The sequence below is a fragment of the Mycobacterium dioxanotrophicus genome, assembly GCF_002157835.1.
Classification (GTDB): Bacteria; Actinomycetota; Actinomycetes; order Mycobacteriales; family Mycobacteriaceae; genus Mycobacterium; species Mycobacterium dioxanotrophicus.
Genome location: NZ_CP020809.1, coordinates 3,558,349 through 3,572,937 on the forward strand (window position 1 = coordinate 3,558,349; position 14,589 = coordinate 3,572,937).

Sequence of the window (14,589 nt, forward strand, 5' to 3'; positions counted from 1 at the left end):
AATGTCCACGATTAGCTGGCGGCGACAGAGCCAGCACTACGACTGGCTGTCCGGGTATCTCGCCGCGCGGCGTTTAATCGTGGTCACCCGCGCCTTGATGGCCTTTCTCACGCTGTCGTACATCGTGTGCCTGCTTGCCTTATTGGTAGGGGACGATAGCCCCCGGGGGGCCATCCCGATTGTGATGACGTGGATCGCGTGCGCTATAGGGGTTTCCGGGCTGCTGTTATGGGTGTGGCGCTGGCCAACCCGCGCTCAGTCGGCGGCTTTCGCCCTGACACTTAACACCGGCATCGCGTTGGCGTGTCTGGCGTACCCCAATCCGCTCGCGGGGATGATCGGCTGCATTGCCTTCGCCACCAGCGGGGCGTACATCGCGTTTTTCCAAACGCCCGCATTGGTGTTCTACAACTTCATGGTGGCCACCACCGTCGCTGCCATTCAGGCGGTACGGCTAGCTAAGTCAGGACACCCCGCGCTGGCCGGGGTTGATCTATGGCTGGTCATCGAGGTCAACATTGCCCTGCCCGTCGCCATCCACGTCCTGGTGCGCGCCGTCGCTGGCGATTTGCTCCAGGCCGACCAAGACCCGTTAACCAACCTTCTCAACCGGCGTGCCTTCAACAACAAAATACTCGGCCTCGTCACCACCCGCCGCGCCGTCGACAGCCACCTGGCGGTCCTGGTCATCGATCTCGACAACTTCAAAGCCGTCAACGACACTCACGGTCACGCCGCAGGCGACCAGGCGCTCGTCGATGTTGCTCAGACACTGCTAGCGCTGGCCGAGGACTACCAAGCGGCGCTCGCACGCAGCGGCGGTGAGGAATTCTTGCTGGCCGTCGTCTCGCCGACCTGCAATGCCGAGTGTTTGGCGGCCCAGGTCTGTGACGCCATCGCCGCCTCGCCCGCCGCAGTCACCGCCAGCGTCGGCACCGCCTGCGCCCACGTCGACGATGGCACAATCGCCCGGCACCGGGCACTGCTCAAGGAGCTCATCACCGCCGCCGACAGCGCGATGTACGACGCCAAACGCCGCGGCGGCAATCAATCCCATCACCACGGACTCCTACACCCATACCGAGACAGGTTCTGACGACGTCAGATCTCTAGAAACGAGACAGCTCGGCCACGCTTCGACAAGTCGTCGGGCAAGTCGACGCCGTCTTTGCGCACGAGGGCGGAAGAGAAGAGGCGCCCAGAGTGTGTCAGGCGTAGTTGAGTCGGGCACCGCCAACTCAACTGAGAAGACAGCCGGATCACCGAGGACCGCCAAGTTCACTGCGAAAACCGCCAGATGCAACGAGTGTTGGGTGCCAACAAATCTGAGACTATTGACAACATATTGAGACTCGCCTCCTCGAAGATCGAACGCTCACGGATCGTGAACAGAGACAGATGATTTGAGACTTTGCTCATCGGGTCTGATTTCTGGGCTGCTGATGACAGCTATTTGAGACTGCGATTCGTCCTGCTTAACCATCGGCCGTGTCGTCATGTCTGCGGTGGTCGGTCTGGCCAAGTCTTGATCCACCGAATTGCGGCGAAGTCTGCGAAGCGGAACAGACGAAATGCCTGTCAGAACCCGTACAGGTGCTGCCTCGCGTTGAATGCCGCCGTTCCACCCTCGAGGATCGATTCCGCGAGCGCACGGATGGTGGCGTCATCGAGCGATCCGATGCCGCCTTCCACTGGCTTGCCGTTCTGACCGCTGCCCTCCAAAGCGACGATGAGTTCCGCATCGCCGAGGACCGGAACATTCGCGTTGTGTGTGCTCGCGATGATCTGGCGCTTGCCCTTAAGTTCGCGGAGGTTCTTGACGATCCCGTCGTACACGAACCTGTTATCGAGATCGTCCTCAGGTTGATCAATGACGAGTGGGGCACGTGATGCTCCGAGCAGGAGCAGCAGCAGGGCGGTGGCCCGCTGTCCCTTGGATAGGTCGTCCATCTTCTTGAACTCCCGCGTACCCGTTCCCGCCCCGATGTCGAGCTGTACCTCCACCGCATTCCCGACCGACAGCTCTTCGATCTGGCGGAAGAGAGCTTCCCCGGCATCGACCACTCCGCGGGCCTGCGCACCACGGATCGAGAACTTGGCGGTGAGTTCAGCCTCACCCTTGCGAGCAGCCTCAACGAACGCACGGGTCGAAAAGCCTTCAGCGTCAACGGCTGCCATGATCTGAGTCCGTTGCCCGCTGACCGCGTCTTCGATCAGCGACTTGACGTGGCAACGGTCCTGAGCCGCGATTGGCTTCACGATGACGACGCCACCTGTAGCTGCGTTCGCAGTTCGGATCGCATCGTGCAGAGCTTCCACCCGCTTGTTCTCGTGCTCGGCGAGTTCCTGGAGAAGTGTCTTGCGGGAAGCGACCAGTTCCTTGATGTTGGCGTCGATGCCGGCCTGCCGAGGCTCCTTGGCCTTGAGGTCTTCAAGCGCCTTCGTCGTCGTCAGGTACTTGTCGGGCTCAAGCCCGTCTTGAACGAGCTGCCGCAGCACGTCTGCGTGATCGTCGCGCTGCTCGCGGATAGCATTCGTCCAATCGGTTTCGGCCGAGGCGATCGCAGCGTCGGCAGCTGCGATCGCTGCTTCGGCCTGAGTCGCGAGTATCTTCAATGTCTCCGCCAACGTGTTCGTCGCAGATTGAACGAGTCGGAGAGTGTCCGCTTGTGGCGATCCTTCAAGCCCGTCGTACGACGCGCCGAGCTTCGCCGTCAACTGTGTGTCCGTCAGCCCCGTGAGGGTCGACTTTGCGTCGGCGACGCGCGATTGTCCTTCGGAGAACACCGCCTCGTCCTGGTTCATCCGCGTGACCTCGCTCAACCGAGTAGGCACGTCGGTCTCCTGAAACTGGCGCACTTGCTCTTCTAAGCGCGGGATGTCGGCGAGTTCTTCCCCGAGTTCGGCCTTGTCCATCTCCGCACGCGCTAGCTTCTCGCGGCTTTCCTTCAACGTTGCCAGCGTCGCCTTGTGCTCGGCAGTCAGGTCTCCGTTGCCTTGAAAACGGTGGAGCATACTGGCGACTTTCGCGCTGTCGCTTGTCAATTCCGCCAGCTCATGCTGTCCGAAGATCTCGACGTCGCCGATCACGTCAGCCGGTTGAAGGCTCGTGACCGTACCGCTGGAGTCCTTGACGAGCGGAGTGTTGTGGACAGATCGTTCGATGGTGAACGCCTGGGGCCTCGGCGAGATCGCCTCAACAGCGAGTTTCACGACGGTCCCTGCGCGAAGCACACCTCTGACGATCGCGTCGTGGTCTGCCTTGGCTGAGGCGCCAATCGGCGTCAGCCCGAGAACGTAGCGAAGGCTCTCGATGGCGGTGGACTTCCCCGTTCCTCGCCCACCGATCAACGCGGTCAGATCCGGCGAGAGAGGGATTGTGACGCCGTCCAGGAAGCCGCCGACCCACGAAATTTCCTTCAAGAGAGGGCGTGTCTCTCCCTTGGGATCAGTGAGAGCGATCCGGGTCTCGGGGGTGCGGACCGCGATCTTGAGGCTCTCGACGGTCAGCGTGCTCACTTTGAACCAGGTGGAGCCACCCTCTGTCTCCAGAGCATCTGGGTGGGAGATGTCGTCGGCGTGAATGACTGCGAGTGGGTGCCGGCGGTCGAACGGCTTGCGACGTTCGATGATGGCTTCCTGCTCCTGCGCAGCAGCCACGCTTGGTGTGATCCCCAAGGCATGGAGCTGTGGATGATTGATCAGCTTTGCGAGCGGATTGCCCTGCCGGCCCGTAAGCATCCCGCTGTTCGCCACGTTGGCGTGCGCAGGAATGACCAGCGCACCGCGATCCGACATCTTCTCCAGGATGTACTCGAAAGAGTGCCCGACGGTGCCGTTGTTGCACCCTGGGGTGCCACCGCACGCACCGACGGCCGCGTTCACATCGGCAACAGCGGTTCCGGACTCGAAGATGACGAGAAGATGGAAGCCTTCAGCCGTGTTTGCTTCGAACCCAGGCAAGGCAACGACTCCGCGAGCCGTCGCGTCGTGAATGAGTCCACTCGCCGTGTCGACCGCCCAGTGATCGGTAATCGCGATGAGTTCGATGCCAAGCTCATCGCATTTATCGAGAAGCGCCTCGTTGTAGTCAGCCTCCGAGGCGAACCTGGTTGAGGGGGAGTTTCGCCCCTGGTACGCGTAGGGGTTGACCTGCAGAGCGGCGCGAACCCAATGAGCTCCAGGCATCACATCGCCCGCTTAGTCGGACGCAGGGATGCCCGGACCAACTGCTGGCTCATTCGTCGAGCGCCTTCACGAGTGCATCTTGCGCGTCGCTGTAGAAGATGAATGAAACCCTCGTCGCGCCCAGGTGGGGAATGCCGATTGTATGGCTCGTGGTTGTCCGCAGCGTACCGAGGACGGAATCGCTCTCAGCGATAAGGGAACTCGTCATCTCTCGGTTTTTCTCCTTCGCCACACGCACATGGCGGCATTAGTCCACAGCTCCGCATCTCGACGAGCCACGCGATGCACTCCATTCCGGTCTCATTGCAGCAGGAGCTACTGACAATTGAGCAGTCATGAGACGCGTTCCCGTGCCGCACCGCCACGGCGCACCCAGTCGTCGATCTCGCTGGCTTGGAACTTCCAGAGGCGCCCAACCTTGTGGGCGGGCATGGCCTTCTCGGCGATCCAGGTGTACACGGTGTCTTTGGTGATCCCGAGGTGTGCGGCGACGTCATCTGCGGGCAGCCACGGCTCAGCCACGTCGATCCTCCCTAGCACAGCGTGACCCGGGCGAGTCAACGGCCTCAGAGCCTATCGGAGGTCGGGCGGTTTTAACGGGGTTTGTCCGGGCGTGGCCGAATCGAGCTGGGTGTGGCCGGGTGGGTTACACCGCGATGAACAAGTGTTACGGGACTAAATCGGCTCGCTCCACACGCTGCACGAGAAGCCGATGAAGTCCATTGACCAGGAGACATTGGTCATGGCGGATGCGGTGCAATGGATTCCATGTCGCACATTCCGGCGCGATACACGTCCACCAGGGCACCGCTATGACCGGCGACCGATGGCTCGGGGGTGATCGGCAGCCGATTCAGCAGGTCCCGGGGGGAGGTACGCGGATAGTTGCGGCGCCGAGGAGTGCGAGGGTCAGGCCACGCTGCGGACGTGTGCCTCAAGCAGTTCCTGCAGGTTGTTGACCAGCAGCCATCGGTCGTCCCCGGCCCAATCGAGACTGTCAGTCAATGCGCGTCTGATCTCGTACCGCTGCCGTGTGCCTTGACCCGCCCAGATGACTAGTTGGGGGCGAGTCACGGCGCGAAGCGCCAGCACCGTCTGCGGGAACAGAGCGACCCGGTCATCGGTGCCGACGGTGAATTTGGGCTGGTCACGAGCTCGCCGGAGTCTGTCTGGCCACGCGCTCTCACCAATCATGTAGGCATGGTCGCGCACAGCGTCCCAGGTGCCTTCGTACAGTTCGCGGGTTGCATACCCTGATCGGACCATGCAGCGAAGGGTGTGCTCAGCCTTCCAGAGGTCGGCGTCGAGGACGGCGGGGCGTTGAAGTTTGCCTAGCCATTGGCCGTGCCGACGGCAGAAGGCGAATCGGATGTGGGGGAACGTGGTCACTGCTGTACCGGCGGTGCATGACAGGCATGCGGTGCCACTGGCGGACTGCTTGTCCCACGGACCACGGGTGTTCCGGTGCCCGACGAGCGCCCATGCGTGCGCAGATTCGAAGGTGTCAGGTTTTGGGCCGCCGAGTTCGGCAATCACGGCTCCGAGTTCGACCGCGTCGCGTCCTTTGGTGCGCTGTCTTTGTCGGACAACGGTTTCCATCCACGGACGGTCGATCGAATTCGCTGTGCATAGCCGTTTGAAGTATGACCCAGGAGTCTCGAGGTGAACCGGGCGGACAGGTACCGTCTGGCGTGGCAGTCGATCGAGATTCATGCAACGCCGATCTGCCCGACTCCGACAAGGTGATCTTGCGTGATGATCTCGTCGCCAGTGTCATCACGGTCGGTGATCGCGTTCGCCATCGCGAGGGCAAGAATGCTTCGGAGGTCGCCGATTTTTCCACCGGTCATCGTCAGCAGGATGTCGGCGTAGGGGGCGAGATGATCGGGTTCGGCATCCAGCAAGTGCATTGCACCGCCGAGTGAGTTGATCAGCGAGGCCCAGTGACCGCGTGAGGTGTCGTCACTGCCGAGGAACGGACGCATCTGTGTCACTTGGCATCTGGCCATGATCTGCTCTGCTGGCCGGCTCGAGAGTCCTTCAAGCAGGTCGACGCCGGCGAATACGCAGATCGCCCCCGAGTCGTTCATGATCGTCTTCAAGGAGTTGACCGCATCGTCACCGGTCTTGCCGTCGAGTTTGAGCATCTGGAGCTCGTCGATGATCAGCATCTGGGTGTGTCGCCGACGCAGAGCGTCGAGAGCCTGATCGGTGAGCTGGTGTTGCGTGGCGGACTTGAAGCTGTGCGGGATTCCGTAGAAGTTGAGGATCGAGCTGGCGATCGACTTCGGGGATGCCTTCGGCTCCATTTCGATGTAGGCCACGGGTGCACGTCCGGTCTCCCGGAAGTCAGGCGCGCGTTTGCCTGCCCACTGCTCGACTTCGGCAGCGAGGCGGATCAATGCAGTGGTTTTCCCGATGTGTGGCGGGCCAGTCAGGACGATCCCACGCTCACCCACGGCGCTGGGGTTATGGACGCGCAGTAGTGATAACCCGGTCATGGTCAGTCGCCGCAGCGCAGGTGTCCTCACGATCAGTCCGTTGCTGAACCATTGCAGCCGCTGGTCGTCATAGAGAACCTGTTCAGCCTCGGTGCACCGGTCGAAGTCGGTGCGGCTAAGGACATCCGGCCGGATGATGTGGTTATCGATCCTCTGACGCAGCCCATCCAGGGTTGTCTTACGGCCGTGTGTCGCAAATGCGTTGTGGTTCATAGTCTGTGGACTTTCAGGCAACCGTGTAGTCGTCGGGGTGTTCACGCACGGGCACGGCAGTCGGAAGCTGCATAGGTTCGACAGCTGCTGGACGGGGGAGCCGGTCACGTTTGCGATTGGCACGTTCGGCAGCAGTCTTTGTGGCCTTCTTCCGTGCGGCTTTGCCTGACGAGGTCTTTTGTGTGCCCGTGTCAGTTCCGGAGCGTGTCGCTTTCACGCGATGGGATTCGGCATCCAGGAAGTCCTGCGCCCACTGGGTGTGCGGATCGTCCGCCTGGGCCGTAGCGGAGAGGCTCGCGGTGGTGCTCGTACCGAAAGGCAGGGCGGCGAGCCGAATTGATCGTGCGAAGCAAGTGATCCATTCACCGTTGTCGGGGTGGCGAACCCAGATCCGGTCTGTGTCATAGGGATCTTGACGAATCTCGTGCTTGCCGGGCCGTCCCCGGACTTCGTTGAGATCGGGGGAGTCGTAGATCTCGTTGCTCAGGTGGATGCCGTCTGATTGGAAAGTCCGCTCGTGCCGGGGCATCAGGGAGATGTAGTCGGACTGGGAGATCGGGATCGGGATACCGGCGCTGGCGTCGAAGGTCGCGGAGTACATCTGGTTCGGCGTAAACGTCCGTCCTGGATGCTCGCGAAGCATCAGTCCCTTGTGTGGACGATTCTGATAGACGGTGACGATGAACGACCACATGCCATCGACCAGCTGCGTGAACGGAATCGGTGCCCGCTGGTTGCGGCCGCGATGGTCAGGGGAGTTGCCGACGTAGGCGTCCAGACGTGACAGGAACAGGCTGTTCATGCTCTTGAAGAACCGCTCGACATGAGGCTTCGCCGTCGGTGAATGAGGTGGTGCGTCCACGACGCTCCACCCGAGCATTTCTGCGGCTACCCGGCTGGCCAGAAAGTCTTTACCGCGGTCCATGGTCAGCGTCTCGATGGAAATGAACGGCATCGCCGGAGCGTCCCCGGTGGCCTGTCCCATCGCGATCATTTCACTGGAAGGGAGCGTCTTCGAATTCGACAGCCACAGTGCCGGGTTCATGCGATCAATGACACGACACGGTGCAGCGATCCGAGCGAAAAGCACAGTGTGGTCTGTAGATGATGGCGCACCGGCGTGAATGTGGAAGCCGGCAACGCTCCCGGAATAGACGTCGACGGCAGCGGTCATGTAGGGGCGGATGATCTTGCCGTCGGGCATCGCGGTTTCGACGTCTAGGGTGTTCGAATCGATCTCGACGTATTGTCCTGGGTAGAAAGCGAGGATCGGCTGGAATGCTCGGTTTGGCCGGTTCGATTCTGATCGGCGGTGACTGGCGGTCTTAGTCAGGCCGGCTGCTTCCAGCATCGGGGTAAGCCAGCGTCGTATCGTGCGGTCGCTTGGCCAGTTGACGTCTTTCCCCGGATTATCCTGGCGGACACGATGTTTGACCTTATCTATGAAGTAAAGGACATCGCGGCTGGTCGCACCGAGATGATCAGCGATGACACGCTGAGCGGCTTCCTCGATCTCAGGTGCGATTCGCCGTGGTTCCTGACGGCGCAGGAGCCGCCGGTCGACGAGCCCGGCGATACCTTCCGTTCGGTACTTGGCGACTTTCCGGAACAGGCTTGGCCGCGACGTTTTGATTCCCGCGGCATCGAGTTCAGCAAGCTTGCGCTGCACGCGTTCTTCAAGGGTCGTCTCTGGGCCGTAGCCATCACGCGGCTGGGCATCCGGGTCGTGTGGATCGATCAGGCCGGACTGCACCTCGTTCACGTGTTGCAGCCAGAACAGGACATCCTGACGAACTTCCGACGCAAGCATTGCGAGTTCAACGCGGTTGCGCGCCGCCCGGGCATGCTCGGTGTCTGCATGATGATGCTCGAAGGACTCTTCTTGGGAGATCGTCGCGAGATCGACCCAGACGGGCGAGCCGCCTGCCACGGGGTTCAGGCGCGTACCACGCTCACCGTGGGCGTCGACTATCCAGTCGCAGCCGTCCCAGGTGACGATGTCTCCGAGGTTCACGCTCCGCAGTTGCATGGTTCTCTCTTGTGGACGCTTTCCAGTAGGCTCGACTCGGTAACTACCTGGTCAAAATCAGTGCGTAAATACTTGTGCCACAACAGATGTCGGATATGCGCGGCTGCAATGTATGGTCGTTTGAGATCGGCTTTGAGCGCTCCGTCGCGGAATGTGCATTCGTCGGCGAACACCGCGACCAACCGGTCAAGCTCGGGCCGCCCTGGGTGATATCGCATGTGCCGTGCTGCACGAAGCCACTCGAGATTGCGCAGCTTGGTCGGGTGCAATTCGTGCAGCACCTGATGCTTCCAGCCGACTGTGCGACATACGTCCGCCGTCTTCGCGAACTGCTCGACCGTAGCATCGGTCATGCGACCCAATAGCTTGACGTCATAGAGGACCTGGTCACCGCTGCGGAGCGTGGCGAAGAAGTCAGGGAAGTGGGTCGAACCGTCGGCGAAGCTGATTTTCATGGGCTGCGATGCGATCTGGCGAACCAGGCCGTTAAAGTCCAGCGACAGCAAGGATTCGGCTTCCAAGCCTGATTCGCACCACACATGCGTACGCTGCGAGGCGAAATACTGCCGCGAATGCCGATTCAGCCGGTTCTGAAACTGGACGCCGGAACGCCAGGGCAGAGCTCGGTGGAAATGCTCATGAAGCAAGGCAGGCGACACCGCAGCCGATCGTTCGTTCCCGTCGGCGGTGATCCACGAGACCGTGTCGATCCCGATCTGCGCCGACGAATCTGCCGATGACTCCACGGACGTGCAACTGGACATGCGCCAGACCATATTGCGGGGGTACGACAAGCTGATGGGGCCCGACAGTCTCAACTATCTGTCACGGAATCTCAACTAGGGTGTCAAAATCTCAAATAGGTTGTCATCCGACAACGAGACCAAACAATCACGGCCATGTGTCGAGTCTGGAAGGGAGGTCCGATAACCTGACATAATGTAGGTTATCGGTACGGAACTACGCTGAGCTCGACAACTCGCAGCTCGCAACTGCTGCGCACGCACCGTTACCGCCCAACGGCGTTTGAGTCGCATGAGGTGAAAGCACTCGCTCCAGATTCGGTCGTCATACTTGGTGGCGACCACAATCCTTACGCGGCACTGGACCGCCGGCACCCGTTTGTGCATCAGCTCAAGCGGCGTCCGTCTCAATCGATCAATCAATTGTTCGGGCGTTAGGTGAAGCGTTGCGAGCTTCGGCGGGTTGCCGGGTCGCGAGTGGCCGGTTCTGTTTGTTTCAGACCCCTCTTCAAAGGGCGACCTACATCGACGTCATTTCGTCACAGTGACGAATCATGCTGTCGTGCACGGATATTCGAGGCACTCCAGTCGGCGGCGGTCTGTAACACGTACCGGTGTCCGATCCGGAACTAGTTGAGAGAATGTTTGCCGACAGATGCGTGTGCTGGGTGGTCTGTGTGGCTCCCCCAGCACGCCGCCTCTTCGTTGCCCTCAAAATCGGTTAGCCCCGGTGCACCGGGTCTCGGTGCGAACGCTACCCGTGTTCGTACCGCAGACTCTGCGCCCATCGACCCACGCCTTGTCACTATGACACTTCAAAAGAAGCTGTATGGCACCAGGATTCATTATTTTGATGGCAGATACGTGACGGCCGACAGCTGACCGGATTTGGCTCGTGGTCCTCCCGACAGCGATGCCGTCACACAGCGAGACGAGATCGCCACTGTCAGTTCTCATCCGATCTGAAGCATTCTCATTTGATGTGACACATCGGCGCGCCTTTCTCATTTGATCTGATACAGCCGGTACCGTTCTGGGCATGTCGATGCTGGCCGGTGATGCTGTTGCCGCGGGCCGGTGCGATGCGGTGTTTGAGGTAGCCGACGTGGATGGGACTTCCCGTCTTCCATTGGAGTTGGCTCATGGGATCCGGTTCGATGTCGATTGCGAGCCGGTGCGGTCGTTTCCGTCGTTTCGTGGGCAACGGAATTTTCCTGGGCTGTGGTGGTTCGCGACGACGCGCCGGCACATCGGTTATGAATCGTGGGTTGAGCGGGATCAGCTGATGGCATTGGATGCTAATCCTGAAACCGTTGGCGTTGCCTCCCAACCTTTTCGGCTGCGATGGCCCGATGGCCGTCATCATGTGCCCGACTACTACGCTCGCAGATCCGACGGCACGGTCGTGATCGTCGATGTTCGTCCCGATGACCGGATTCCTGAGTCTGATGCGGAGTTGTTCGCCCGCTCGGAGGTCGTGTGCATTGCGGCCGGCTGGCAGTACCGGCGCGTCGGTGTATTGGACCCTGTGCTGGCGGCGAACCTGCGGTGGCTGTCTGGGTACCGGCATCCGAGAGCGTTGCGACCTGGCGTGGCGGCAGAACTGTTGAGCTGTTTCGCCCGCGAGCAGCCCCTTCTGGAGGGCGCGACGGCGGTGGGCGACCCGCTGGTGGTGCTGCCTGTGCTGTTCCATCTGCTCTGGCATCGACGCTTGGTGGTCGATCTGTCCCGGACGGTCCTCGACGATCGGACGGCAGTGAGCGCGGCAGCGTTATGAGTTCGCTTCGAGGCGGTGTGATCCGTGAAGGCGATGAAATCCGTCTAGGTTCACGGGTTTTCACGGTCGCAAGTCTGGCCGGAGGATCGGTACGGCTTGTCGACGCTGTTGGTGAACGCACAACCGTTCCCCTGTCGATGGTATTGGCCGATTCGACTCTGGAGGTTCTGGCGGGGTCACGACCGGTGCTGTGGTCTGTTGAGGCGCTCGAAGGTGTCCCCGAGGAGGTCGCTGATCGCGCACGATGGTGGGAGCAGCACATCGTTGAGGTATTGACCGGGCGCCGACCCGAAAGTCCGCCTGGGCAGCCAATCCGGCCAGAGTTCGATCCGGCGGTCCGATCCCTTCGCCAGAGGGAGCTGACCAAGCTTGAGGAGCTTCGAGCAGCCGGTCACGATCTGGCGTTGATCACCCTGCAGCGTCAGCGATCTCGCTACGAGGCCAAAGGTCTTCTGGGATTGGTGGACGGCCGCTATCTCGCCAAACGTCCAGTGTTGGGCCGTGTCGATGAGCGTGTCGTTGCCGTGGTCCGGCGTCTGATCGACAACGAAACTGAGCTATCAACCGGCACGGTGAGCAGACTTCAGCGCAAGCTGGAGAAGGCGCTGTTGGCCGAATACGGTCCCGACGACGCCCCGAAGGCCCCGTCACAGGCGACCTTCTACCGGCTCGTCAAACGCCTGGAGGAAGGCAAACACACCTTCGGTTCCGCCCGTACTCGCAGGTCATTGGCCAAGCAACCCGACGGCCCCTTCGGCACGGTAACCGCGGCCCGTCCCGGTGAAATGGTGGAAATCGACTCCACCCCGCTGGACGTGCGGGTGGTCCTTGACGACGGTGTAGTCGATCGGGTGGAGCTGACCGCCATGGTCGACAACGTCACCCGCTCGATCCCGGCGGCAGTTCTGCGGCCCACCACCAAGGCCGTCGATGCCGCGCTGCTGTTGGCCAAGGCGCTGACCCCAGAGCCGATGCGCCCGGGTTGGTCCGATGCGTTGCGGTTGTCACGCTCGGTGTTGCCGCATCGGCGTTTGACCGATATCGATCAACGGCTCGCCGATGCCGCGGCTCGCCCGGTGATCGCTCCCGAGACCATCGTCTGTGATCACGGGAAAGCGTTTCTCTCCAAGACATTTGAGCAGGCGTGCTGCTCACTGGGCATCAACCTGCAACCCGCTCATCCGGATCAGCCCACCGACAAACCGAAGGTGGAACGCACCCTGCAGTCGGTGGGTACATTGTTCGCCCAGTATGTCGCCGGGTATGTCGGTTCCAGCGTGGAACGTCGCGGCAAGAACGCCGACCAGGACGCAGTGTGGTCGCTGGTGGAACTGCAGGCGTTGCTCGATGAGTGGCTCGTCGCGGTGTGGCAGAACCGTCCCCACGACGGACTACGTGACCCGGTGACCCCGGGCAAAGCGCTGACGCCGAACGAGAAGTTCGCGGCCCTGGTCGAAGTCGCTGGTTACGTCCCGGTGCCTCTGAGCGCTGATGCTTACATCGAGTTGTTGCCCGCGACGTGGCGCACCATCGGCTCAGCGGGTATCCGGGTCAATCACCGGACCTACGATGCCCGGGCATTGAACCCGTACCGGCGAGTCGACTCTGGGGTTCGTTCCCGCAACGGCCGGTGGGAGGTTCATTACGACCCCTATGACGTCTCTCAGATTTGGGTTCGCAATCACCACGACGACGGTTGGATCACCGCGACCTGGACCCACATGCGCACCGCTGCAGTGCCGTTCGGGGACACCGTGTGGAAACAGGCCCAAGCGATCGTCGCCGAAAGGGGCGCAGATCCGGTGACCGAAGCCGAGATCGCGGCGGCGGCCGACGCCCTGCTGGACCGTGCCGAACGCGGCCCCGACACCCAGCAGGACCCGCCAGCAGCTCGACGCGCAGCCGCCAGGGCCCGATCCATCCCCGAGCCGTCCTGGCCACACCCCAGTGTCGAGGGCACCAACCAGAACCAGGAACCGTCTGAGGTGAGCACCGACAGGCCAGCGAACTCCGACGATGACGATCTTGCTGATGTCATCCCGTTGCCGGTGTTCGACGCACGTAAGGAGGCCGAGCAGTGGCATTGGTGAGTCCGATCAGTCAACTCGAGGAGCGCCGGCAGCCGACGACAACCCTGGAAGGGTGGCGACGGTTCATTGACGCTGACCGGCCTGAATTCACCTTGCTGCCCGACCAAGACTGGTCCGATCTCGACGATGCTGATCGGATCGCCTACAACGAGGCCAGGGTGGCCCACCATTCCGAGCTCGTCGTGGTGACCACCTCGGCGATCCAGAAGATCACCAACGAGGGTCAGCTGCTCACTTTGCTGAATCAACGCGAGATCGGCGCCCGGCGAGGGCTGATCGTCTCCGGTGGCGCAGCCACCGGAAAGACCACGGCCATCAAACAACTCGGCCGGTTCCACGAACTTCGGATCCGCACCCGTTACTCGGACAAAACCCGCATCCCTGTCGTCTACGTGACCGCTCCACCGAAGGCTCAGCACGCAAGCTCGCAATGGAATTCGCCCGCTTCCTCGGGCTTCCACCGGTACGACGGATGAACGTCACCGATATCGCCGACGCGGTGTGCCAAGTGCTCATCGATGCGCGTACCGACATAGTGGTCGTCGACGAGATCCATAACCTCAATCTCGATACCCGTGCCGGAGAAGAACTTTCCGATCACCTCAAGTACTTCACCGAACACCTGCCCGCGACCTTCGTCTACGCCGGCATTGACGTCGAACGCTCCGGAGTGTTTACCGGTACTCGCGGCCGCCAGCTTGCCGGGCGCTGCGGTGTCATCAACACAGCGGCCTTCCCGTATGGGCAGGAGTGGCGGGCTCTGGTCGCCGCGATGGAGGGAACCCTGCGACTGCACCGACACGAGCCGGGCACGCTCGTGCGCCAGACGAAACACCTGCACCAGCGCACCGGCGGAATGATCGGAAGCCTCGCCCACCTCATCCGCTCGGCAGCCATCCGGGCAATGCTGGACCACACCGAACACATCGACCGCGAGGGCTTGGACAGCGTCCTCATCGACTACGCGGCTCAGGCCTCAGCCCAACGCAGCGCCGGATAGCAGTGATCACCGACTGGCCCCGACTCCCACCACGACCACTTCCGCAGT

The 14,589-nt window shown here is 61.6% G+C and carries 9 protein-coding genes and 1 pseudogene; 4 read left to right on the forward strand and 6 right to left on the reverse strand.

Features of this window, described 5'->3' with window-relative positions:
• Window position 1: 1 nt before the first annotated feature.
• A complete protein-coding gene (locus tag BTO20_RS17265; protein WP_087077560.1) occupies window positions 2-1,096 on the forward strand; it encodes a GGDEF domain-containing protein in 1,095 nt (364 codons plus the stop codon).
• A 482-nt stretch (window positions 1,097-1,578) separates the two neighbouring features.
• Here the strand turns inward: BTO20_RS17265 and BTO20_RS17270 are convergent, their stop codons facing one another.
• From BTO20_RS17270 to BTO20_RS17300, 6 genes are all read right to left on the reverse strand, one after another.
• A complete protein-coding gene (locus BTO20_RS17270) occupies window positions 1,579-4,188 on the reverse strand; it encodes a TrlF family AAA-like ATPase (RefSeq protein WP_087077561.1) in 2,610 nt (869 codons plus the stop codon).
• Between the two features lie 333 nt (window positions 4,189-4,521).
• Window positions 4,522-4,710, reverse strand: coding sequence for a helix-turn-helix domain-containing protein (locus BTO20_RS17280; protein ID WP_087077563.1), 189 nt, complete (start codon window positions 4,708-4,710; stop codon window positions 4,522-4,524).
• A gap of 387 nt (window positions 4,711-5,097) precedes the next feature.
• Window positions 5,098-5,787: a hypothetical protein gene (locus BTO20_RS17285; protein WP_087077564.1), complete on the reverse strand. Its 690-nt coding sequence runs from the start codon at window positions 5,785-5,787 to the stop codon at window positions 5,098-5,100.
• 110 nt (window positions 5,788-5,897) lie between these two features.
• Window positions 5,898-6,947, reverse strand: a complete 1,050-nt coding sequence (locus tag BTO20_RS17290; protein ID WP_232491168.1) for an ATP-binding protein — start codon at window positions 6,945-6,947, stop codon at window positions 5,898-5,900.
• Window positions 6,916-8,931: a Mu transposase C-terminal domain-containing protein gene (locus BTO20_RS17295; protein ID WP_087077565.1), complete on the reverse strand. Its 2,016-nt coding sequence runs from the start codon at window positions 8,929-8,931 to the stop codon at window positions 6,916-6,918. The genes BTO20_RS17290 and BTO20_RS17295 overlap by 32 nt, the downstream gene beginning before the upstream one ends.
• Window positions 8,913-9,695 carry a TnsA-like heteromeric transposase endonuclease subunit gene (locus BTO20_RS17300; RefSeq protein ID WP_087082242.1) on the reverse strand — a complete coding sequence of 261 codons (783 nt, stop codon included), beginning with the start codon at window positions 9,693-9,695 and terminating at the stop codon, window positions 8,913-8,915. The genes BTO20_RS17295 and BTO20_RS17300 overlap by 19 nt, the downstream gene beginning before the upstream one ends.
• A 1,024-nt stretch (window positions 9,696-10,719) precedes the next feature.
• Here BTO20_RS17300 and BTO20_RS17305 point away from each other — a divergent pair.
• The 3 genes and pseudogenes from BTO20_RS17305 (at window position 10,720) to BTO20_RS17315 (ending at window position 14,541) form a co-directional block, all read left to right on the forward strand.
• On the forward strand, window positions 10,720-11,451 hold the full coding sequence (locus tag BTO20_RS17305; RefSeq protein WP_235718637.1) for a TnsA-like heteromeric transposase endonuclease subunit: 732 nt from the start codon (window positions 10,720-10,722) through the stop codon (window positions 11,449-11,451).
• A 137-nt stretch (window positions 11,452-11,588) separates the two neighbouring features.
• Window positions 11,589-13,541, forward strand: a complete 1,953-nt coding sequence (locus BTO20_RS17310; protein ID WP_036372924.1) for a Mu transposase C-terminal domain-containing protein — start codon at window positions 11,589-11,591, stop codon at window positions 13,539-13,541.
• A pseudogene (locus BTO20_RS17315) lies at window positions 13,529-14,541 on the forward strand (TniB family NTP-binding protein). Before BTO20_RS17310 ends, BTO20_RS17315 begins: the two are co-directional and overlap by 13 nt.
• Window positions 14,542-14,589: the final 48 nt, after the last annotated feature.

Coding starts and splice junctions, on each gene's coding strand:
- BTO20_RS17265 (WP_087077560.1), top strand. CDS start 2: ATGTCCACGATTAGCTGGCGGCGACAGAGCCAGCACTACGACTGGCTG.
- BTO20_RS17300 (WP_087082242.1), bottom strand. CDS start 9,695: ATGTCCAGTTGCACGTCCGTGGAGTCATCGGCAGATTCGTCGGCGCAG.
- BTO20_RS17285 (WP_087077564.1), bottom strand. CDS start 5,787: ATGGAAACCGTTGTCCGACAAAGACAGCGCACCAAAGGACGCGACGCG.
- BTO20_RS17305 (WP_235718637.1), top strand. CDS start 10,720: ATGCTGGCCGGTGATGCTGTTGCCGCGGGCCGGTGCGATGCGGTGTTT.
- BTO20_RS17295 (WP_087077565.1), bottom strand. CDS start 8,931: ATGCAACTGCGGAGCGTGAACCTCGGAGACATCGTCACCTGGGACGGC.
- BTO20_RS17270 (WP_087077561.1), bottom strand. CDS start 4,188: ATGCCTGGAGCTCATTGGGTTCGCGCCGCTCTGCAGGTCAACCCCTAC.
- BTO20_RS17310 (WP_036372924.1), top strand. CDS start 11,589: ATGGTATTGGCCGATTCGACTCTGGAGGTTCTGGCGGGGTCACGACCG.